Raw genomic sequence first — 21,144 nt, forward strand, 5'->3', positions numbered from 1 at the left:
AATAAATGAAGAAAAAAATTCTATATCTGGTATTTACATTTAATTTTTTATTTAGTTTATTAACAGCCATCTTACCGTTAATTGTTTTTTCAATAACAAATTCCTCAGCAACCTCTGGTTACGTTATGACAGTATTTATGGTGTCTTTACTTACTGTTCGTTTTATTTTGTTTTATAAATATGTTGAACCAATATTACTAAATAAATTTGGGGTTATTTCATATTGTTTAGGATTTTTATTATTAGTTTTTTATTATGATCAGATTATTGCCTTTTATATAGGGAGCGTATTTTTAGGAGTAGGCGTTGGAGTGGTTGGTCCTATACTACTCACGATGTTGACCGATGCATCTTCCGACAAAAAAGCTGTTTCTTATCATAATATGTTAATGGCTTTAGCATCAGCGACAGGTCCTGTTTTGGGTGTGTATATGCTAAATAAATTGAAGGAGAACATGTATCCAATTCTATTTGCAATGGGAGCTACAATGGTAATCGTTAGTTTTCTGTTCGGTAAAGGAAAAGTTAATGAAGAGAAATCAGAATCAAATGAGCTAAATTTAAAAGCGATAATTCTTAACAAGGATTATGCATCAAACCTCTTGATTTTTTTAATTAGTTCCATTAATTATGGCTGTATTATCGCATATTTACCGATTTTGTTAGACATAAATGACTTGCGGATTGATTACTTCTACTTGGCATTTTGGATATGTTTTGTATTGGCGCAAATATTTGTTCCGAGACTAGGTGTAAAATTTAAACTTCCAACATTATTATATCTATTTCTTTTTGTATTATCTGTATCAATCATGTTAATTGGTTACGCTGGCAGTTATTGGTTACTACTTCCTTTGGGGGGGATATTTGGATTTGGTTATGGGGCATTGATGAATGTGTTTTATAGTATTATAGCAGCTGTAAATGAACAACGTTTTAAAGCAGATGCATATTCTTTATTTGGTATCATGTCTTATGTTGGTGTTGGCATAGGAGCTTTTTTATTCAGTCCGCTTGCTGAAAAGTCTTTATCACTAATTTTTGTGATTTCAGGAATCATAACAGTAGTAGTATTAATAGCTAAGTATCTTGTGGATTTTATAAACATTCGAAAAAAAGTTAACGGAAAAGAAAAGGAAAAATGTCGAGTTAATGAACAGTAGTTTGTATGGAACAGGTATTGATATTGTTGATAAAAGGAGAATTAGTCAACTTTATCACAGCGATAGAGTCGACTTTTTTTTACAAAAATGGTTCAATGAGTATGAAATTGATGTTATTAACTCGGATATGAATCCTGAAAATGTTCTGGCACTTTTTTTTGGTATCAAAGAAGCATTTATCAAGGCTTCTAATGGAATAGTTAGATTAAAAGATTTTAAGTCAATAAAAATTCATAAAAATAAAATAGGATATTCAATAAAATATACAAGAGATAGTTTTTTAATCAATAGGAAAATAGATATTAATTACATCGATTATATTCATCATGTGATAGTTAGCGTAATCATATTTGAAAAAAATCAAGAAATGAAGTATGTTCATAACCTACTTAGGCAGGAAATTAAAAATGTATTTTTGTAAGATGTTAATGTTTGAAAATGTCGAAGTGGGTTGGTTGTTATTTTTATATAAGCTGTGTCAGCGGCTGTTAAGACGCTGTGAAAACTTCAGCTTGAACAGATGTAGCCTTTGTGCTCGAAAAGTGATTACGGCGAATAAAATACGCTTGCCATCATTTTTTGCAGCCAAGTGACACAGAATGTACCAGTAATTTACAAACTGTTTACCACCTTACCTTTTGTATAATTCACAAAGATGTGCATCGAATGATTCATACGAAGGACAAAAAGATGACTGATACTGATGAACTCATAAAGAGATTTCTACTTACGGGGACAATGATTGAAAAAGTCAATCGTTTTCGGAGAAAATATAAACTTGAATCTATCGAAAACTCAAACATGAAGTAACGAGGAACTTATAATCAAGTAAATTTTGTTAGATGGAACGCGGAGTGCGGGGAAACTTACACGCCCCGTATTGAGCAGGAGAAAACTGGAGATAACACTAAAGGCTTATCTATTGCTGACAATTGTTTAACAACATAGGTAGAAAATAATCAATCTTTATTACAAAAATTGTATACTACTTCACAAATAAGGAATCCATTTGTTCAATCTTTTTTCAAAATGGGTTCTTCTTGGTTACGGTAAAATACGGGTTCGTGGGGGTTTTTAATCGAACTTTATTTTAAGGCTACATGTGTAAGTGCGGTTGATAATGCAGGGGAATTGGAAGAGTTTTCTGGTTACGGTTTGGATCTGGTGTCAGCACCAGGAGTAAACGTTTACGGAGTCTTGCCTGAGGGGGAAAATACATTCTCAAATGGTACATCGTTTGCCACTACTTATGTAACAGGTATTGCTGCACTTGCTAAAAGTGCATACCCTAGTATTCAAAGTAACGAGTTAGCGAAAGTCCTTAAAGAAAGTAAATCAACATTTAATAAGAAAGCAGCACAGTAGAGATAATTGATGCTAAACAGGTTTTAGAAAAGGTCAATTCTATACAGTGACATCTTACCTTCTTTTCATTTAAAGAAATATTACCAATCACTAATGTTTTTTTGGACGTAACTGTTCAGGTGCCTCTTTTTTTTCACCAAAAAACTTCATTTTTAAAAATTCCCTCCGAACTCTTAATCTTTTCTGTAGTATATTTAACATATGGAAAAACAAATAATGATTCTTCAAGGAAGACAAATCATAACAGAAGATATTACGTGGATACGACAACTAATGGAGTCGAACCCGTCTTGGCATCGAACGCGATTATCCAAGGAAATCTGCCTGGTCTGGAATTGGGTGCATGAAAATGGACAACCCAAAGATATTGCATGCCGTTCCCTCTTACGCAAACTGGAACAAAAAGGGTTCATCACGCTTCCGGCACCCCGTCGTGTCGGATTGAGCGGTTATCAGAAAAAAGCCACAGCCAGCGGTTGATCATGATACGACGGAGATTTCCGGTAGTCTTAGTAAGATTGCGCCGGTTCGCGTTCTTCCCATTGAGAAGGCTGGGGAGAAGTCATTGTTCAACCATCTGCTGGACAAGTATCACTATTTGGGTTTTCACGGAACCGTCGGCGAAAATATGCAATACATGGCCTTTGATATCTACGGGAGACCATTGGCCTGCCTTTTGTTCGGATCATCTGCCTGGCGCGTCGCTGCCCGAGACCAGTGGATTGGCTGGCAGGAAGAGGAGCGAAAAGCCCATCTTCATTTGACAACGAACAATACACGTTTTTTGATTTTCCATTGGGTAAAGGTGCCGCAGTTGGCCAGCCATCTGTTAGGCAAGGTAAGTCGCCGGCTAAGTACAGATTGGATCAACAAATAAGGTCATCCCATTCATTTACTTGAAACCTTTATGGAGCGCGAACGTTTTCGGGGGACAAGTTATCAAGCTGCCAACTGGCAATACGTTGGCAAAACCAAAGGGAGAAGTCGGAATGATCGGAACACAACACTTAAAGTTCTCGTCAAGGATGTGTATCTTTATCCACTAAACCGCAAGTATAAGGAGGTCCTCTGTGATGGAAAAATATCAGGGCATTCTCTCCAAATGCAAGAAAAACCCTGAATGGGCGGCAGATACAATAGTCGCCCTGAAATCACAAATGAACAAAGACAGCCATAACAGCAGTAAACCTCTTCTTCAGATGGCTTCGAAAAACCAAAAGCTTACGGTCAAAAACAGGTAAATCCCAAGGTGGACAAGAGGGCCACCTTGGCCAAACGTTACACGCCGTAGAAAACCCCGATGAGATAGAATGTTTTTTATAGAAAAAATCCAGTTTATCAAAGTGGTCCTTATCCGAATAGGAGATCCAACCCGAAATCTTCTTTACAGAGTTATCTATAGCAAATTTAATTAATGAATCAATTAAAACTGAACCGTATCCTCTACCTATATTCTCGCCAAACACTTCTACCTAGTAAAACCAATGTTCTATAAGGTTGAAAATTTTAGTTTGTTTCGCACGCTCGACCAAATACTTAAGATCCATGTCATCTTTATGAATTAAGAACATTCTATAAGCCCATTCATAATCTTCATCATCTTCGGGGAACTTTATGGTAAAAGCAATCCCTTCAATACGATGAATAATGATATCCTCAACACCTATTACATAGAGTTTCTTGCCATTAGGAAGTGTCAATTCAAACACAAGATCTGGATTACCTTCAAGGTGGTTGGACGGTACTTCAACTGCAATTTCAGTTTCCACATGGTACCACTCACGTTCCGTACGCTCGAACCCTAACTGGTTAGTGAGAAGCTCGTCAAATAGATTCCAACCATCACTTACAAAGTCTATATCATGTGTGTGGTAATCATTTCTTGTGTAGATTTCAACAGATAATCCACCTACAACTATAGGCGTAATACCTTTATTTTTAAAAAAGTCTGTTATAAGGGATGCAAATTCAAGTTGTCTCTCGAATATAGGTTTATCTTCTAAATATTTCAGTGCTTCTTTTAAATCATTAACTGTAGTCATAGTACATGGACCTCTTACCCGTTCTAATAATTTTGCCAGCTTTTACAGCTTTTTGCCATCGAGCAACGGATATTTCGTTCAAGGCTTTTACTTCTCCAGGTGTACGGGTGCGAGATTTCTTTCTACGTCCATTGGCAAGTGCGGAAGTTCTGATAATAGCATTTGCTTGTTTACGGTTATTCGTAATATTTTGATTAATACGTTCAAGAGTAATTGTCCGCATCGATCTCACCCCACCTTTTTTAATCGTTTATTTAAATTATCTTAATAATACATTACATTTCTTTAGTTGAGAAGTATTTAATGTATCTTTAGTCATATAGCCGTATTTAAAGTACTTTAGGTTTAGGTTGTGTAGGCACAATCAACTATGTTTAGACATACGTATAAACCAAAGGAACTGTTTCTTACCAAGTGCTAAAAGGATAGTTGGAGCCTCTCCTCACTGTCTGATATAATAACATCATAGACGATCCGAATAAAAGGATGTTCAAAAAGGATCAAATGATAAGCAGTCCATCTACTTGCCCGCGCTGGGCTTCGATGACATGTTTTCAGACTTTTTGAACATACACTATAAAGGAATGATTCCGATTGGGTAATTACCATCAAATTTATCAAAAACTACTAGCCATTACTTCTGAAGAAAACGTGATGGTGAATGAATACTTGAAAAATCATACCTACACACAATTGGGTGGTAAAGCAGACCTTTTTGTCACACCAACAAACTATGATGAAGTACAGGAAGTCGTAAAGCTTGCTAATCGAGAGGATGTCGCTTTTACTTTATTAGGTAATGGTTCGAACCTAATTGTAAAGGATGGTGGCATCAGGGGGATTGTTCTGAGCTTAAAGCGACTGAAAGACATTACAACTGAAGACGAACGGATTATAGCCCAAAGTGGAGCAGCAATTATCGATGTCTCTAGAAGTGCATTAGCTGACGCCCTTACAGGGTTGGAATTTGCATGTGGCATTCCAGGAACGGTTGGTGGTGCACTGTTCATGAATGCAGGTGCCTACGGTGGGGAAATTAAGGATGTTCTTTATGAAACGGTCGTTGTAGATCGAAACGGGGAGCAATTAACATTATCCGCCGACGAATTAGATCTCGACTATCGCACAAGTAACATCCCAGAAAAAGGTTATATTGTGTTAGAAGCTAGGTTTCAATTAAAGAATGGGGAATATGATGAAATAAAGGCTGTTATGGATGACCTTACACACCGTAGAGAATCAAAGCAGCCATTAGAATATCCATCATGTGGAAGTGTGTTCAAACGTCCACCAGGTTATTTTGCCGGCAAATTGATTCAAGATAGCGATTTACAAGGTAAAAGCATTGGTGGAGCAGAGGTTTCTACAAAGCACGCTGGATTTATTGTAAACAAAAATAATGCAACAGCAACAGAGTACATTTCCGTCATCGAGCTTGTCCAACGTACAGTGAAGGAAAAATTCGCTGTATCCTTAGAAAGAGAAGTAAAGATAATTGGTGAAGATATGGAAGAGCCAGCAAAGGTTGATTAACAAAAATAGAAGAGGATGTTCAAAAAGAGCATTGGAAAAGGATGAAAACGAATCTTTTCCAATGCTTTTTAGTGTGAAATTTTCTAGAGATGTGAGATCAAAAAATCGCTGCTTAGCATGGGCTTTTTTGAACATCCTATCGTATTATCCTTTCTTAGTGCTTCGTGGATTTATAGAAAGAGCATTTTTGAATGTCTACGTTATTTTGAAAAAGTTGTTGAAAAAGTTGTTGACAATGATTCTCATTCTCTTTATAATTGATTTCGACAATGAAAATCATTATCAATTAATACATATTAGGGGGAAAAACTTCATGTTTAAGAACAAGAATATTATAGTAGCATTCCTTGCTACAGCACTAATTTTAGTCTTAGCGGCGTGTGGTCAAACCGATGAATCAGCAGCTAAAGAGGATGATACGACAGCTGCTAGCCAAGATACAGAAGTTAATGATGAGGAAAATGCATCAGAAGATCAAGAAGAAGATGAAGAATCAGAAGAAGAAATTGATTATGGCGCTGTATATAAAGAAGGTCTTGATGAACTTGCTAAAGAAGAGGTTGACTTTGATAAACTGATTTCAATCTATGATGAAAAGCTTCAACCCTTCGTACAAAATCGTGATTCTGACAAGGATAATTTAGATCAAACGATTACAGCAGCACTAGAAGCTGGTAAATCAGGGGATATGGATCCTGCTGTCGTCAAGCAACTTTTTGACAAGTTGATGCAAAAGGTGTTCTTCTTAACGATTCGTGCTGAATTTGCTGAAGTTACGGAAGCTTGGGATGATAAGGAAGAAGTAAATGAAGAGATTGAAGAAGCAGAAGAATTTTACGAGTTAATTAAAGGAACCGTAGAAAAACGTGATGCTGCATATTCAACAACACTTGTTGATAAAATCGATGCAGGATTTACTCAAATGGAAGAAGCGGTAACGAATGATGATTCACTAGCGTTCCAGCTTGGGAAGCAAGTTGTTGATAAGACGCTTATGAAGACATTTTATCTAGCTACAGGAGCTCTACCTAATGGTTATGCAACAAAGATTGCTGCAAATGAAGATGTAAATGAAGCAAAAGTACAGCAAGCTGAAGGATGGGCATTCTATCAATCCCTAGTAGGTTATTTAACTGGTAATTCTCCTGAAGAAGCTGAATTAATTGAGCAACAATTCAACCTCGAAACAGATGTAAAAGAGGTTAACCCAGAAACGGTTAACCTTGCATTTGTTCGTGGCTGGGCGCAAACGGCGCTAAATGAGTTTGAAGAAAGCGAAGAAAACTTGGGTAAAGACGAAGCAGTTATTACTGCTCTTGAGGGAGCACTTTTTATCGACATGATCGATTCTGACCTGAAGCGAATTGTTGGAGAAGATGGGTATAGTACGTTAAATGAACAAGCCCAATCTTATTTAGAAGCTGTTCAGGCAGATGAACAAGATAAAGCACTTGAATTAAATGAGCAAATTGTGGAGACATTAACAAACGTCGTGGAAACAGCGAAGTAAAATGGACAGATGAAAAACCTTGTCTTCTGTGACAAGGTTTTTCTGTTAGAGGATGTTCAAAAAGTCACCAAATGATAAGCTGCGCATCTCTTCGTTGGCTTGTTTTTCCGTTCCTTGGAAAAGAAACTCGCTTTTCCTGCGTGCGAAGTATATTCGGGGAAGCATTCCTTTTGCTCACGTATTAAAAGCATACGCTGCGCTACTCAAAACTGCACCGCCTCGACCTGCTTGCTTCTAATTTGTCGACTTTTTGAACACGCACTGTTAATGAATTGGGACGGATAAACTATGCATATTTTAATTACTGGAGGAGCGGGCTTTATTGGCAGTCATCTGTCCATTCGCCTTCTTCAACAACAACATCACATAACGATCATTGATAGCCTGCACGAATATTATTCCGTTGAACGAAAGGAAAAACAACTTCATCAAATTAAAAAAGAGGGCACGTTTACCTTTTATCAGGAAAATCTACTCGATTTTGATCGAGTGGAAAAAATTTTTAAACGGCACCAATTTGATATCGTAATCCATCTAGCTGCTGTTCCAGGGGTCTCCTATTCTCTGAAGGATCCACTTCTTTATGTTGATTATGATATTAAGGCAACTATTAATGTTTTGAAATTAGCAGGTGAAACAAATGTGAAGCATGTCATTTTCGCTTCTTCATCGTCTGTTTATGGAAACAAGCAGGACCAATCCTTATCGGAGGAAATGGCAACGGGGAGAGTGATATCGCCTTATGCTGCTTCAAAATTTAGTGCAGAATCATTTTGTCACGTTTATCAAGATCTGTATCAATTCCAGCTGACGATTCTTCGCTTTTTTACCGTTTATGGATCTTGGGGCAGACCAGATATGGCGATTCCTCTTTTTATAGATCGGTGTTTGCAGGATGAACCGATAACAGTGTATGGCCGGCAGTCGAGTAGGGATTACACGTACATTGATGATATTGTTGCTGGCATTGCGTCTGTTCTTTCTTTGAACCATCAAAACGAAACATTTAACCTCGGTTCATCACAGCCTGTTTCAATGGATCGATTATTGTCCATTATTCGTAAGCATTTTCCTGAAATGAAGATCATCGACAAGACTACAAGGCCAGGAGACGTCAAGGAAACGTGGGCTAATGTTGAAAAGGCGCACAAGGTATTTAATTACAAACCGACTATCTCTATTGAAGAAGGAATTGAGCGGACAATCCAATGGGCAAAACAACAATTATAAATAAAAAAAGCGTGACCTGGACGATAAAGCTTTCTATTTTCGGGTTTTTTGTATGGCTAATTACTCAGTTCTTTGATCTCGAGCAAATCGTTCAATATTCGGCTACTTTAATTAAACGACCGTGGCTACCCGTAATTATGACTATTGCTTATACGGCTGCGTTTTTCGCGAGGGCTAAAGCATGGCAGTTATTTCTCCGATCTAATGAATCACTAAGTAAATTCTTAACGGCTATACTGTATAGTCTCGTTGTGAATCATCTTTCTCCAGTTAAGGCTGGAGATCTTATTAGAGTAGGGTTTCTTGTCCAAAAAACAAACTGCAAATGGGCGGATGTGCTGTATTCGGTCGTCATTATGCGAATGTTCGACTTATTGTTGCTTGCTAGTTTTGTCGTCATAGGAGCAGTTTATTATCAGTTTGCACTGTCCTTTAAAGTCTTTATCGTCATTCTTGTTATCATTTCCACCCTTATTCTAGGAAGCTTCTCCTTTAAAAAAACGAGGAGAATAATCCTGCACTATCTGCGCGTTTTAATGGAAACGATGTCTTCCTGGAAAGGTGTTCGTATCGTATTGCTTATTACCCTTAGCTGGATACTGGAAGCAGTAATTGTTTTTTCAATAGCTAATGTGGTAGGAAGTGGGAAGGAACTCTCTTTTACGGAAGCTGTTTGGGTTAATAGTATTACAATTGCAGGACAAACCTTTCAATTTTCACCAGGTGGTATTGGTACATATGAAAGTTTTATGAGTTACAGCCTTTCTGTGTTGCGTTATTCATTAAAAGATGGGCTAACGATTGCCGTCGTTACACATGCATATAAGTTTGTCTACTCATTCTTTGTAGGAATGATTCTCCTTGTTACAACACCAATTACATTCCATCAAATAAAAGAATGGAAGAAAAGAAAGGAGCAAATGAACCACGATGAAACAAGCTTCTAAATTTGAAAAAATAGCTGCTAGATGCTGGAATCTTTTAAACGAAGGGAAACCATTTACACCTATCTTTGTCATTGGCACCATTCTTATATTTCAGATTCCTAGTTTGCTAAATGGTAGCTTCTGGATTCACTTTTTACTAGCCTTAGCGATTAGCATACCATTAATCGCCCTGTTTTTTATTTTTGATTTTCCGTTAATGCTTCGAAATTACTTGTGGATTCCGCTCTTCGCTTATTTGCTACTATTTAATGGAATAAATCTACCATTACTTCTGTTCGCAGTAGGGTTATATTTTTTCTTCACCGTTTTCTTTTGGGGTACCTTTTATTATCATCTCAGGATTGGGACAGCCTGGACGAATTTCACCCGTTTTTGGAAGCTCGTCTTGAAAAATAGTGATTCAACAAGTGGAAATGCCCAAGAACAGATGCCAAAATTTTTACTGTTATTATCGGTTTGGAATTACTTTTTCACTGCGTTTGAAAATGGTAGAGAGCTTAATCTCTCAAACTATTTAATTTTGACTGGCTTCTATATTGGGCTCTTCCTGTATAGTTATATTCTCCATCGTTATTTATTTGATTGGAAGCCAAGTGAATATAAAGAATTAACAACGGAACAACATCCGAATCAATCAGCTGAATTATCGAAGAAAGTTATTGTGATCGTTATAGATGGAATGAGAATGGATCGCTTTCAAGAGGCCCAAACCCCTTTTCTGGATTCGTTAAGAAAAGATGGAACTGAGTTCACAAAAATGGAGACTGTTTACCCAGCAAGAACGGTCGTCTGTTTTTCGTCGATGTTCACGGGAACTTACCCAAGGGAGCATGGGATTACTTCAAACATGGTTTGGAAGCTTGGAATAAAGGTTGAAAGTATTTTTGATTCTTTGCGGAAAGTCGGTAAAAAAGGTCGTTTGTTAGGAATTGCCCATCTCGTTGATTCAATGGGTACGGATGTTGAAACGGTAACGGCTGTAATGAACAATGACCTAGCTGATCGAAACATTATGGAACGATCTAAAAAGATTATGAAGGAACAGAACCCTGATTTACTCATTACCCAATTAATTAGTACAGATCAAACAGGTCATAGTCGGGGGGCATTGTATGAAGAATATAAAGAAAAAATTGAAGAAGCAGACAAGCTCATAGAAGAATATGTCGACTGGTTAACGGAAAATGGCATGATGGATAATACTACCTTGCTTATTTGTGCAGACCACGGTCAAGCCGACGGAATTGGTGGACATGGTCATTTGGATGAAGGTGAACGATTTGTACCGTTCTTTTTGCATGGTCCATCGATTGAAAGTGGACAAATAATTCAAACAAAGCATTCATTAGTCTCGGTTGCACCAACGATTGCTTATCTGCTTGGTGCACCTTATCCGAATAAAAGTAGAGGACATGTCCTGCTTGAGGCAATGAAAGGGAAGCAGAAGGAGAAGGCTGTATGAAGAAAATAGTTGTTTTTTTACCTGCTTACAATGAAGAGGATACAGTAGGAGAGGTGATTCGTGAAGTACCACGTCATCTAGGGGAAGGACTTGAAGTGCAGGTGATCGTGATCGATGATGGTTCTTCAGATCAAACGGTAGCGGTGGCGAAAGAAGCGGGGGCTGATGTGGTTTATAGCTTACCTAACAATCAGGGCTTAGGAGCAGCGGTTCGGCAAGGCTTGAAGCTAAGCTATGAGCACGATGCCAGTATTGCAGTTATGATTGATGCTGACCACGAATACCCAGCAAAGCAAATTCCAGAGCTAATCCAACCAATTTTAGATGGCACAGCAGACTACACGATGGGGTCTCGGTTCAAAGGGACAATTCAGGGAATGAGGATCCATCGCCGCTATGGTAACTATTTATTTACACTCTTGCAATCGATCTTATTGAGAAGGTGGATTTGGGATGGACAGTCGGGGATGAGAGCTTTTTCTCGATCAGCAATCAAAAATGCACACATTATTCACGACTACAATTATGCGCAAGTGTTAACACTTAATTTAATGAGACAAGGTTACCGAATGATTGAGGTGCCGATTGATTACAAGGTTCGGACAAAAGGGCAATCGTTTATTAAATTTAAAGCATATATGTCATCTGTTCTTCCAGCTATCATAAAAGAGATGAGAAGACCTGTAAACAGGAAGCGGAAAAGTCCTGTTGCTTTAATGAATCCAAAGAGGAAAACATCCTAAAGCCTAAAAAATTAGTGACAACAATTGACATTAACAATGATAATCATTATCATAAAAGGAGGATACGATGAAAAGATATTTTCAAATTATGTTGATCGCGGTCAGTCTAATTGCAGTTACTCAAAAAACCGCTTTTGCTTATACTTATGGGAACCCCGGTGAAGAAAAGATGGCTGAAACGTATAAACAACTAGAGTCCTATTTAGAAAGTGATGATTGGGAAATGGCTAAGGAAGCGGTAGCCTCTCAGCAGGAAGAATTTGACCTTTATTTTCAAGAATCCCTACAATTAATCGAACAAGGGTTTGAAAAAAAGGATAAAGACCTGATTCAATCAGCCTACCAAACTGCCATGGTCCAAAATATTGAAAGAAGGTTGCAGTTTGCAGAGGATCAATTCGATGATTACGGTCAAGCAAAATTGCTTTTAGCGAAAGCAAGGGGAACGTTTAATGTGCTTGAGCCAATTGCAGCTGAAAAAGAAAGTCAAGAATTTGTGGATGAGATTTACTCGTCGTTTGATAAGGCATTAGAAGCATTAGGGAATCCTGGATTATTTGGAGTCGGAAAGGCAGAAAGCAATCTCGAAGCTTTTCAGACTGAAAAAAAATACATAGAGAATGAGCTTAAGCCCTTATTCCCAATGCCAGGAGAAAGTAGCAATAAAGAACAGAAAGACTTTACGGAGGAGTTAAATTTCATGCAAGGTGAGCAAGGAAACCAAATGTTTTGGTTCGTGTTTGCCTTAGGATTAACCGCGATTCTGATCGTACTAGTTATTTTAAACATTAGGAAAAAGAGAAATAAGAAGTAGAATTATGAATAAAGTGAACGGGTCGACAGCAGAGTTGTAGTCGTAAATATAAGATAAGCAAGGATTTATTCTTTCTTATCTTATGAAAAAGGGAGGGGAATTTGTTTGGATTTTCAGGCTTTTCTTATAACGTTACGAGAATCACTTGAGGCCATTTTAATAGTAGGTTTAATCTTATCCTTTTTAACGAGATTGAACGGAAAAAAATACCGTAAATGGGTCATTGTTGGTGTTGGATTAGCATTGGTTACAAGCTACCTTGTAGCGATGTTATTCCAGGTCGTTCTAACAGGATTTGCTACATACGGCGCAGACATCTACTTTAGAGTTGCCATAATGTTCGCTTCTGTCATTTTATTGACGCACATGGTTATGTTTATGAAAAAACAGTCTAATAGTTTACAAGGTGAAATGAAAACTAAAATTCAGACGGCCTTGACTGCTGGTAGTATTTCGTCCATGATTATTCACTCTTATCTCATCGTCGTGCGTGAGGGGATTGAAACGGTTTTCTTCTTTGCGGCGATCAGTGGTGGGGACATCCAAAATGTTCTTACTAGCTATGGAGCATTAAGTGGACTTATTCTAGCGTTAATTATTGGTTATGCGTTTTTCTCTGGCACGATGAAGATTTCTTTGAAAGCCTTCTTCCAAATTACAGGGGTATTTATCATGTTTATCGCAGCTGGCTTGCTCGTTCAAGGTGTCGGTGTCCTTCAAGATCTAGGAGTCGTTGGTAGCGTCTATGAAGGGGCAGATGGGAAACCTGCACCAGTTTATAACATTGTTGAATTTATGCCTGAGCATTACATTGATGAAGTACAATACGAACGCAACACTGGAGAATCTCCATTAATCAGTGGTCAGGTTGGTCTGTTTATGGCGGCAATGTTTGGCTACTCTCAAAACCCTTCCGTCGAACAAGTAATCTTTTATTGGTTATACTTTGCAGGGGTGATCGGTTGGATCAAAATGTTCGGAAAAGGTAGGATAAGTATATTACAATTCAAACGAAAAAAGACAACTGAAAAAGTAGTACAGCACACGAATCCATTGATGAAAACAAGATAATATGAGTAACGAGCAAGCGGTTCGCATCAGAGCGGACCGCTTTGCTATTTTATATTTATTAAATTCAATTAGTGGTTAAAACAAAGTGTAATGATATGTGCGGCGAATATGCTCCCAGACCTTGTGCATGCTGATAGAGGGGAGGAGATTATTTCATGGGAAGTAATGTCGATTATAATAGAGAAAAAGTGTTCGTTACCATACTATTCATAGGTCTACTAGTCATGAACATAACGAGGATTATTTATAGTAATCCGTTCGCAGCTTCATGGGATACAGTTGACTTTGCTCTTGCAATTGACAGATTTAGCTTATTAGAGATGCGACCACATTTTCCGGGCTATCCCTATTTTATTTTAGGAGGGATGATCACCCATATATTTATTAAGGATCCAGCTCTTTCCCTATCAATTTTAACTGCCATTATGACTGCACTTTCAGGGATTCCTATCTATTTAATGGCTAGAAAATACTTTACACGAGTCTTAAGCCTGCTCTCCGTTCTATTTGTTCAATCATTTAGTTATCTTTGGATTATCAGCACGGATCCAATGAGTGAGGGGATGGCGATTTCAATTTTGTGGTGGTTTCTTTGGAGTGTTTTCATAACACTTAATCGACCGCAACATATGAAGTTTCGCTTATTACCTTTATTGTTATACAGCCTACTTCTTGGGACAAGGTTATCTTATTTTCCATTTGGTATTGTCCTTGTGCTGCTTTGGTACTTGGATTGGAAGAGAAATAATTATAAAAAGAAGACGTTTATTGCAAACCAAATCATGCTTGCGGTCGGTTTACAATTCATTTGGATTGGTGCGCTGATCATCTCGGAAGGAAGTATACGGAACTTTGTTTATTTATCTATATCGTTTGTAAGCGGGCACTTCTCTGATTGGGGTGGAGCGGTTACAGCGACATCGATCCCATTAATCGACAGACTGTTCATGCTGACGTGGGAAAATTTAATTTGGACAGGTATTTTTGGTCAAAAAATAGCGTTAATCATATTATTGGCTTGTGTCCTCATCATAACCTACGTTACGAATAGGCGAATAAAGTTCAGCCAAGAGTTTAAGATTCTTTTTTTGATGGGCACTGCTTACTTTTTATGGGCACTAATTGCTCAAAATGTTGAAAAGCCAAGACATATCGCTCCATTAATACCCATAGGTGGATACGTTCTTTTTTATGTTATTTTTCAAAATAGAAAACATATGAAGGCGAAAGTTATTTTACTTACCTTATTTATTGTGATGCAATCTTGGACAGGATTTCAATGGATCAAAGAAAAAGCGACAGTTCCTCCAGCAACCTATCAATTGGCGAGCGAACTTAGTTCTTATAGTAAGCCTTTGTTTGTGTATACTTGGGAAGAAACCAGGGTGCTCGATTACTTAAATGTTTCTTATGGACATAGAGAAATTTACACGTACAGTGAATTTCTTGGAGAAATCCAAAACAGAAAAACAGAAAAGATCTATTTAACGAATAGCGTCATCGAGGGATTTAAAAAACAGGGAGCCAGTCTTGAAGGGAAAATAAGAAAAGTAAAGACGTTTCAATCCAACCCTTTATTTGACCCGATTTATTATTCCATTGTACTTTATGAATGGATTGGGTAATATGTTGTTATCATTAGATTTAAAGAAAAACTAACTTGTACCTAACGAAAGTCGCTCCTAACAAGAATAGTAGCGACTTTCGTTAGGCAGGTTTACATCATGTCGTTTCGCGTAAAATAGGAAGTGTACAGCAGCGAAAAGAACCTCCAGATTTAATGATTTCTGAAATATCTACTTCTATTACCTCGAAGCCCCAGTTGCGGAGTTCCCTGTTCACCTTTTTATTAACAGGAAGGCTTAAAATACGCTTATTTCCAATTCCCAAAACATTTGTACCGAGTGAAAATTGCTCTTCTTTGCTTACTTCAATTAGGTCGTATCTTGAACCAAAAAGCTCGATGTCCTCTTTTGTTAGGGCTTCTGGAAAGATTAAGGCAACTTCTGGAGAAACGACATTAAATACACAGTCCAAATGCAAATACCTTTCCTTAAAAGGGATTGGTATAACAGTAAACTGATTCAAGAGACGTTGCAAATGCTCAGCTGCCTCTTGATCGGTTCGATTGCTTAATCCAACATAAATCGTGTCACGATCGATAATGACATCTCCACCCTCAATCCTGTCTCCGATAATGTTGTAATAGGATAGTTCCTCATCCTCAAGCCATAACTTTAAGACATCTTGTTCCCCTTTTCTTATGTCACTTGCCATTTCTGCTATGAAAACTGTTTGTCCAAGTGTAAAACCAATGTCTCGCGTAAAAACCTGTTCTGGATACTTTTTATGATAGGGAAGAAAAATGACTTCCACATCGTTCTCTTCTAGTATGTTTACAAATGCCTGGTGCTGGGCGATTGCACGCTTAATATGGATTCCTTCGTCCTTAAATTTTTTTGTGTTTCATTGATCACATCACGAATCGTCATATACTGGGGCTGACATACGATAACCCGTTTCAGTTGGTCGTATTCACTATAGCAGTACGTTTGGCTATCTGATTTATGGTTGCTTGCCATTGTAGACCTCCTATTTAAAACCTTTTGTAAATAGGGTTTACCAATAGATAGTCAAATATTTGTGGGTGTAAGCGAAGAAATCGGGAACCAAAGGATGATCTTAGATACAGTAGCTTCTCGTCGCCTAATTCAGTTATACTTTCTATCAGTAAACAAAAGTAAAGTAATGATAGAGCAGATGGATCTATTAAACGACAATGTATTGAATTATAAAAAGGAAATCGAGTATAAAACCTGTTGGTTTTTATACTCGATCACATATGGTATTATTAAAAATTGAAGAGGGGGTATATAGCTTTGAAAAAAAGATCAATAATATTGGTATCTATAATCGTAATTGGGATTGGAACGTGGCTTTTTATAAATGATCAGATGAAATATACCACTTATGGAACAGTTATATCAGATATGGTGAATCAAGAGGAAGCAATTACTGAAATATCAATCGAAAGTACTCGTAAAGATAATATGTTCCGTACAAATAATAAACAAATAATAAATAAAATAGTAAATGAGCCTTCACAAATGGAATTAAAAAAACAAAATAAAATACCTACTGTAGATTACATGATAACTATTAACACCGATACATATAAAGATTATTTAATTATGTTGGGGAAAAATCATATACAGATTGGAACTAAGGGGCAATACAAAATAGTCAAAAACAATAACCTTTATCAGCTTATTGAAAATGCAGACTTCGATTGGAAACCTGAAAATTAAGATTTTATGCCCTGCTTGCTGGCTACCAAATTCATTAGGTAATAATGATTACAGCCACTAAAAGGTTGCATTTATGCCAAATTTTAGTAACATCTAAGATAAGAAATAGGGACACTTAGGGCATTGAAAAGTACACCTAACTTATTTTCATTTGTAGTATTTTCTTTTTGCAGTTTTTGCTAGTAAAAAAGGCCCACTTTATTTGGAGAGGCGAGCAATGATAGCCTTAGTTATTCATTCCAGGTTTGTAGTATTGTGGCCCTTTTTGTTTATCGTTTGGATGATCGGTATCAATGGCTAATGTTCTTTCTTTGGTATAGGTTGCTAAAGTAATATCGGATATATTGTCTAGACTCATCGATTGTGATTGAAGTTGGCCTTCAAGCCACGCTTCATCCTTATCCAAATAGTTCATACTATTTAAAACCTTTTGTAAATAGGGTTTACCAATAGATAGTCAAATATTTGTGGGTGATCACACTTAAAAGACCTAAGGGGGTAAGAATAATCCTAGAATTAAAGATCAAGCTAAGAGGTATAACTCACATGAAGGATGGTTGATGATGAATAATTGGGAATCAATTATACCCTTTTTAATAATTATACCTATTGCCATTTGGACAAAACAAGTTTTGCCAGGACTCACGCTTGGTCTGTTAGTTGCTTCCTACATCGTAGAGCCCTCGTTACTAGGTGGTATTGAAAAAATGACTTCCTATATTATTGGTAGCCTTGCCAAAGAACCTAAATTACAAATCATTGGTTTTTTATATGTTTTTACTGGCTTGGTAAATATGATCAATATGACTGGGGGGATAAAAGGCTTTATTGAATTAACCTCTGAAAAAGTAAAAACAGAAAAACAGGCGATTTTTTTAATTTGGATAACACTACTAGGTACATTTATTTCCCCTAGTTTACGGATCGTTACGATTGCACCGATTATGAAGCAGCTACAACAAAAATTGAACATTACAAAAGAAAGGGTCAGCTTTGTCATTGAAGCAAGTTCTTTACCTATCATTGCTTTAGTGCCTATTGCGACCGCGTTTATCGGGTATATGACGTCAACGATTGACGTTTCTTTGGGCAATAATTCAGAAGATGTTAACGCATACGCGTACTTTATTAAAAGTATTCCGTTTAACTTTTTCTCTTTTTTAACAATTGCATTAGCATTGATCTATAGTATTTTTCAGCACCCAAAAATGTTTGGTGGTGGAAAAAATAAACCTGGGAAGGTAAACGTTGATAATAAAAAAGAAAGCACAGATAAACAGGAGAAAGCTACGACAGAAAAAGGTACAGATATAAAATCCAAACCGATTCATTTGTTCATTCCACTTACATTAGCATTAGTACTATCTATATTTTTGTCATGGTGGGATGGGTATCAGAAAACTGCAAATGTGCTTCAAGCATTTATTGAGGCGGATGTTTCGAAATATATGCTCATAGCGATCATCATTACACTGTTCCTTGCTTTTGTTCAGTTTCTTATTGCCAAATATCCTCTGCAAGAATTGGTGAAAGCTTTTTTTGATGGAGGAAATAAATTGATGCCAGCTTTCTTTCTTTTTGCGCTTGTATGGGGGTTAACGTTGGCAACTAATGACCTTGGCCTACCGAAGTTTATTACAAACACTTTAGGATTTATACCTAGTCTGTTTATTCCGCCGATCACTTTTATCATAGGGTCCGTTTTAGCCTATTTTATTGGTTCTTCATGGGGGTCTTGGGGGTTATTAATGCCAATCGGTGTATCACTAGCAGAGAGCTCAGACATTTCATTATCCTTAATGATTGGAATTATTTTTGCCTGTGGTACTCTAGGTGGATTGATTTCGCCACTAAGCAATACGACCGTTACAATAGCAAAAATAATGGAAATGGAAATTATGGAGTACTCGGTATATAAGATTAAGCATACAATCGTTCCTTTTGTGCTTTCGATTGCTCTATATCTAGTGTATGCACTTGTTTTTTGATGGATTGAAGATTCAATTAGAATATCTGATTCCACTGTGAGTCCGCTTAACCATGGAAAACAGGCCTATTTCTGAAAATAACGGCCTCTCAGTCCGCTTCGCATTTTTAGCGGTCTCAGAGGCCGTTATTTAATTCCATAACTTGAGCTGTTTGTTCAAGGTCTATTGAGATCATTTGGACTTGTAAAACGGTGGGAAGTTGAAACGGATTTATTACCACATGCTTATCAGTCGAGTCGATAGTTCATTATGGATTTTGTATAATAAGATATAAACAGTTTTCCAGGGAGGCAATTTAATGAAAAAGCTTGAAGGCCAAGTTGCAGAAGTAATCAAAGGAATCATCCATGATGGCGACACAGTTATTGAGGTAGATGGAAAGAAGTATTACCTGTCTTTATTGAAGAATCGGAAACGACAGTTGCAGAAGATGTTGAAGCCGATCCCGAACTAAAACAAAAATTACTTCAAGCAAAAAAGGATATTTTGGATGGAAAAACCTATACGACAGAAGAGGTATTTGAAATGATAGATCAGGGAGAATTATAAATGAAGTTGGAATGGGCTGAACAAGCATCCTCTCTATTCCTAATTATTCGTCCCTGGTTTGTAGTATTGTGGCCCCTTTTGTTTATCGTTTGGATTATCGGTATCAATGGCTAATGTTCCTTCTTTTGTATAGGTTCCCAATGTAATATCGGATATATTGTCTAGACTCATTGATTGTGATTGAAGTTGGCCTTTAAGCCACGCTTCATCCTTTTCCAAATAGTTCATATTATGTTTTATGATTTGGCCATTCATAATAATAGGAATGGGTATAAATGTTGGTGATGGTGTTAGTTGAATATCATTAGGTTGAAGTGGGCGAGCATTTGCTTTTGGAATCACGCTGATTTTTCCCATATCTTCCATAATTGCAATTTCAACATCTGTCGTTTTTGCATATCCTTTTTGTCTAAGGGTGCTAATCAATTCTTCCGTGGTTATACGTGTTTTCCTTAATCCTTGTTCGTCAATATCACCATCCCTTATTAACACAGTAGGTTTAGCGATTAATAACCAACGTAGTTTATTGTTTAAAGTAGCTAACGAAAATAAGATGTAAATGATCGAAAAAACTAGGGCATAAGATAGTGCCTGCACAGGTTGTTTTGTAACAAGTGGTTCACTAATAATTGTTCCAAGTGCGATGATAAACAGCATGTCAAAACTGTTCATTTCGGATACGGCCTTTTTTCCTGCTAGTCGAATATAAAGATATGAAACCAAAAATATAACAAGTGGTTTCATGATATAAGTTAAAAATATCTCCACTGTTTATCACCTCTATATGTAGATTGAGGCAAAACATTCTATTTTATGCATGGTGCGTTAGTGGATGAACTAAATCGAATGAATCCTAAGAAAATAGATTATTGGCAAGAAACAATGCATTTGAAAAGAATGTAGATTGGATTGCTTCTCAAATTCAAAAGGACAAAATAAGTAATTCATTTGAGATGCAATCTACAATTAGTTATGATAAGATATGTCTAATTGAATAGGATATTCCTTTGGGGCAGGGTGAAATTCCCGACCGGCGGTGATGGGTAGTGGTACCCTTAGTCCGTGACCCGTTACAGCAAAAGGTAACGGTGGATTTGGTGAGATTCCAAAGCCGACAGTTAAAGTCTGGATGGGAAAAGGAAACGGATCGTACTTTGGTACGTTTATTTATGATTACATTCGTTTTTACGTGTAAAGCCCCGATGCTAAAATCGGGGCTTTTTGTTTCTCTTTTATTAGAGGTTGTTCAAAAAGTCACCAAATGATAAGCGGCGCATCTCTTCGTTGGCTTGTTTTTCCGTTACTCACGTATTAAAAGCATACGCTCCGTTACTCAAAACAGCGCCGCCTCGACCTGCTTGCTTCTAATTTGCCGACTTTTTGAACACGCACTATTAGAGAGGGTGTGAAAATTTTGAC

The 21,144-nt window shown here is 37.2% G+C and carries 22 protein-coding genes, 1 pseudogene and 1 riboswitch; of the genes and pseudogenes, 18 read left to right on the top strand and 5 right to left on the bottom strand.

The annotated features are described in order from the left end of the window. Positions 1-5 precede the first annotated feature (5 nt). The 5 genes from NC797_RS11460 (at position 6) to NC797_RS11480 (ending at position 3,769) form a co-directional block, all read left to right on the top strand. Positions 6-1,163 (top strand): MFS transporter, encoded by a 1,158-nt coding sequence (locus tag NC797_RS11460; protein ID WP_272436926.1) that lies wholly within the window; start codon positions 6-8, stop codon positions 1,161-1,163. Then, positions 1,153-1,584: a 4'-phosphopantetheinyl transferase superfamily protein gene (locus NC797_RS11465; RefSeq protein ID WP_272436927.1), complete on the top strand. Its 432-nt coding sequence runs from the start codon at positions 1,153-1,155 to the stop codon at positions 1,582-1,584. Before NC797_RS11460 ends, NC797_RS11465 begins: the two co-directional genes overlap by 11 nt. A 656-nt stretch (positions 1,585-2,240) precedes the next feature. After that, positions 2,241-2,528, top strand: a complete 288-nt coding sequence (locus tag NC797_RS11470; protein ID WP_272437003.1) for a S8 family serine peptidase — start codon at positions 2,241-2,243, stop codon at positions 2,526-2,528. Between the two features lie 496 nt (positions 2,529-3,024). Further along, positions 3,025-3,405 (top strand): Druantia anti-phage system protein DruA, encoded by a 381-nt coding sequence (locus NC797_RS18370; protein ID WP_334313222.1) that lies wholly within the window; start codon positions 3,025-3,027, stop codon positions 3,403-3,405. 196 nt (positions 3,406-3,601) lie between these two features. Then, a complete protein-coding gene (locus NC797_RS11480; protein WP_272436928.1) occupies positions 3,602-3,769 on the top strand; it encodes a hypothetical protein in 168 nt (55 codons plus the stop codon). Between the two features lie 231 nt (positions 3,770-4,000). Here NC797_RS11480 and NC797_RS11485 read toward each other — a convergent pair whose 3' ends face one another. Both NC797_RS11485 and NC797_RS11490 read right to left on the bottom strand, forming a co-directional pair. After that, positions 4,001-4,570 (bottom strand): hypothetical protein, encoded by a 570-nt coding sequence (locus NC797_RS11485; protein ID WP_272436929.1) that lies wholly within the window; start codon positions 4,568-4,570, stop codon positions 4,001-4,003. After that, positions 4,557-4,793 carry a hypothetical protein gene (locus NC797_RS11490; protein WP_272436930.1) on the bottom strand — a complete coding sequence of 79 codons (237 nt, stop codon included), beginning with the start codon at positions 4,791-4,793 and terminating at the stop codon, positions 4,557-4,559. Before NC797_RS11490 ends, NC797_RS11485 begins: the two co-directional genes overlap by 14 nt. A gap of 371 nt (positions 4,794-5,164) precedes the next feature. Here NC797_RS11490 and murB point away from each other — a divergent pair, with 371 nt between their 5' ends. The 9 genes from murB (at position 5,165) to NC797_RS11535 (ending at position 15,505) form a co-directional block, all read left to right on the top strand. Beyond that, on the top strand, positions 5,165-6,103 hold the full coding sequence (murB, locus tag NC797_RS11495; RefSeq protein ID WP_272436931.1) for a UDP-N-acetylmuramate dehydrogenase: 939 nt from the start codon (positions 5,165-5,167) through the stop codon (positions 6,101-6,103). Between the two features lie 313 nt (positions 6,104-6,416). Next, complete coding sequence (locus tag NC797_RS11500; protein ID WP_272436932.1) at positions 6,417-7,613, top strand: hypothetical protein; 1,197 nt, start codon at positions 6,417-6,419, stop codon at positions 7,611-7,613. Positions 7,614-7,901: 288 nt separating this feature from the next. After that, on the top strand, positions 7,902-8,843 hold the full coding sequence (locus tag NC797_RS11505) for an NAD-dependent epimerase/dehydratase family protein (protein WP_272436933.1): 942 nt from the start codon (positions 7,902-7,904) through the stop codon (positions 8,841-8,843). Next, positions 8,822-9,790 carry a lysylphosphatidylglycerol synthase transmembrane domain-containing protein gene (locus NC797_RS11510; RefSeq protein ID WP_272436934.1) on the top strand — a complete coding sequence of 323 codons (969 nt, stop codon included), beginning with the start codon at positions 8,822-8,824 and terminating at the stop codon, positions 9,788-9,790. Before NC797_RS11505 ends, NC797_RS11510 begins: the two co-directional genes overlap by 22 nt. After that, the gene (locus tag NC797_RS11515; protein WP_272436935.1) at positions 9,774-11,252 is read left to right on the top strand and encodes an alkaline phosphatase family protein; all 1,479 of its coding nucleotides are present in this window, start codon (positions 9,774-9,776) and stop codon (positions 11,250-11,252) included. Before NC797_RS11510 ends, NC797_RS11515 begins: the two co-directional genes overlap by 17 nt. Next, positions 11,249-11,995: a glycosyltransferase family 2 protein gene (locus NC797_RS11520; RefSeq protein ID WP_272436936.1), complete on the top strand. Its 747-nt coding sequence runs from the start codon at positions 11,249-11,251 to the stop codon at positions 11,993-11,995. Before NC797_RS11515 ends, NC797_RS11520 begins: the two co-directional genes overlap by 4 nt. A gap of 67 nt (positions 11,996-12,062) precedes the next feature. After that, complete coding sequence (locus NC797_RS11525) at positions 12,063-12,809, top strand: hypothetical protein (RefSeq protein ID WP_272436937.1); 747 nt, start codon at positions 12,063-12,065, stop codon at positions 12,807-12,809. A 105-nt stretch (positions 12,810-12,914) separates the two neighbouring features. Continuing rightward, the gene (locus NC797_RS11530) at positions 12,915-13,880 is read left to right on the top strand and encodes an FTR1 family iron permease (protein WP_272436938.1); all 966 of its coding nucleotides are present in this window, start codon (positions 12,915-12,917) and stop codon (positions 13,878-13,880) included. 155 nt (positions 13,881-14,035) lie between these two features. Beyond that, a complete protein-coding gene (locus NC797_RS11535; RefSeq protein WP_272436939.1) occupies positions 14,036-15,505 on the top strand; it encodes a nucleoporin-interacting protein in 1,470 nt (489 codons plus the stop codon). A 97-nt stretch (positions 15,506-15,602) separates the two neighbouring features. On the opposite strand, the pseudogene NC797_RS11540 reads toward NC797_RS11535, so the two are convergent. Then, positions 15,603-16,462: pseudogene (locus tag NC797_RS11540) on the bottom strand (dimethylarginine dimethylaminohydrolase family protein). 94 nt (positions 16,463-16,556) lie between these two features. Here NC797_RS11540 and NC797_RS11545 point away from each other — a divergent pair. Further along, complete coding sequence (locus NC797_RS11545; RefSeq protein ID WP_272436940.1) at positions 16,557-16,742, top strand: hypothetical protein; 186 nt, start codon at positions 16,557-16,559, stop codon at positions 16,740-16,742. A gap of 17 nt (positions 16,743-16,759) precedes the next feature. Next, positions 16,760-17,188 carry a hypothetical protein gene (locus NC797_RS11550; RefSeq protein WP_272436941.1) on the top strand — a complete coding sequence of 143 codons (429 nt, stop codon included), beginning with the start codon at positions 16,760-16,762 and terminating at the stop codon, positions 17,186-17,188. Positions 17,189-17,414: 226 nt separating this feature from the next. Here NC797_RS11550 and NC797_RS11555 read toward each other — a convergent pair whose 3' ends face one another. Next, positions 17,415-17,603 (bottom strand): hypothetical protein, encoded by a 189-nt coding sequence (locus NC797_RS11555; RefSeq protein ID WP_272436942.1) that lies wholly within the window; start codon positions 17,601-17,603, stop codon positions 17,415-17,417. Between the two features lie 148 nt (positions 17,604-17,751). Here NC797_RS11555 and NC797_RS11560 point away from each other — a divergent pair, with 148 nt between their 5' ends. Both NC797_RS11560 and NC797_RS11565 read left to right on the top strand, forming a co-directional pair. Continuing rightward, positions 17,752-19,176, top strand: coding sequence for a Na+/H+ antiporter NhaC family protein (locus tag NC797_RS11560; RefSeq protein ID WP_272436943.1), 1,425 nt, complete (start codon positions 17,752-17,754; stop codon positions 19,174-19,176). A 298-nt stretch (positions 19,177-19,474) separates the two neighbouring features. After that, on the top strand, positions 19,475-19,630 hold the full coding sequence (locus tag NC797_RS11565) for a hypothetical protein (RefSeq protein ID WP_272436944.1): 156 nt from the start codon (positions 19,475-19,477) through the stop codon (positions 19,628-19,630). A 134-nt stretch (positions 19,631-19,764) separates the two neighbouring features. On the opposite strand, the gene NC797_RS11570 is transcribed toward NC797_RS11565, so the two are convergent. After that, positions 19,765-20,493: a DUF421 domain-containing protein gene (locus NC797_RS11570; protein WP_272436945.1), complete on the bottom strand. Its 729-nt coding sequence runs from the start codon at positions 20,491-20,493 to the stop codon at positions 19,765-19,767. A gap of 231 nt (positions 20,494-20,724) precedes the next feature. Then, positions 20,725-20,870, top strand: a riboswitch (FMN riboswitch). Positions 20,871-21,144 lie beyond the last annotated feature (274 nt).

This window comes from Terrihalobacillus insolitus, assembly GCF_028416575.1.
In the GTDB taxonomy this organism is placed as follows: Bacteria; Bacillota; Bacilli; order Bacillales; family Amphibacillaceae; genus Terrihalobacillus; species Terrihalobacillus insolitus.

What these genes read in the sequence shown, in the direction of transcription:
- NC797_RS11460 (WP_272436926.1), top strand. Translation starts at nt 6, where the DNA reads ATGAAGAAAAAAATTCTATATCTGGTATTTACATTTAATTTTTTATTT.
- NC797_RS11465 (WP_272436927.1), top strand. Translation starts at nt 1,153, where the DNA reads ATGAACAGTAGTTTGTATGGAACAGGTATTGATATTGTTGATAAAAGG.
- NC797_RS11480 (WP_272436928.1), top strand. Translation starts at nt 3,602, where the DNA reads ATGGAAAAATATCAGGGCATTCTCTCCAAATGCAAGAAAAACCCTGAA.
- NC797_RS11485 (WP_272436929.1), bottom strand. Translation starts at nt 4,570, where the DNA reads ATGACTACAGTTAATGATTTAAAAGAAGCACTGAAATATTTAGAAGAT.
- NC797_RS11490 (WP_272436930.1), bottom strand. Translation starts at nt 4,793, where the DNA reads ATGCGGACAATTACTCTTGAACGTATTAATCAAAATATTACGAATAAC.
- NC797_RS11500 (WP_272436932.1), top strand. Translation starts at nt 6,417, where the DNA reads ATGTTTAAGAACAAGAATATTATAGTAGCATTCCTTGCTACAGCACTA.
- NC797_RS11505 (WP_272436933.1), top strand. Translation starts at nt 7,902, where the DNA reads ATGCATATTTTAATTACTGGAGGAGCGGGCTTTATTGGCAGTCATCTG.
- NC797_RS11510 (WP_272436934.1), top strand. Translation starts at nt 8,822, where the DNA reads ATGGGCAAAACAACAATTATAAATAAAAAAAGCGTGACCTGGACGATA.
- NC797_RS11515 (WP_272436935.1), top strand. Translation starts at nt 9,774, where the DNA reads ATGAAACAAGCTTCTAAATTTGAAAAAATAGCTGCTAGATGCTGGAAT.
- NC797_RS11520 (WP_272436936.1), top strand. Translation starts at nt 11,249, where the DNA reads ATGAAGAAAATAGTTGTTTTTTTACCTGCTTACAATGAAGAGGATACA.
- NC797_RS11525 (WP_272436937.1), top strand. Translation starts at nt 12,063, where the DNA reads ATGAAAAGATATTTTCAAATTATGTTGATCGCGGTCAGTCTAATTGCA.
- NC797_RS11535 (WP_272436939.1), top strand. Translation starts at nt 14,036, where the DNA reads ATGGGAAGTAATGTCGATTATAATAGAGAAAAAGTGTTCGTTACCATA.
- NC797_RS11545 (WP_272436940.1), top strand. Translation starts at nt 16,557, where the DNA reads ATGATCTTAGATACAGTAGCTTCTCGTCGCCTAATTCAGTTATACTTT.
- NC797_RS11555 (WP_272436942.1), bottom strand. Translation starts at nt 17,603, where the DNA reads ATGAACTATTTGGATAAGGATGAAGCGTGGCTTGAAGGCCAACTTCAA.
- NC797_RS11560 (WP_272436943.1), top strand. Translation starts at nt 17,752, where the DNA reads ATGAATAATTGGGAATCAATTATACCCTTTTTAATAATTATACCTATT.
- NC797_RS11565 (WP_272436944.1), top strand. Translation starts at nt 19,475, where the DNA reads ATGAAAAAGCTTGAAGGCCAAGTTGCAGAAGTAATCAAAGGAATCATC.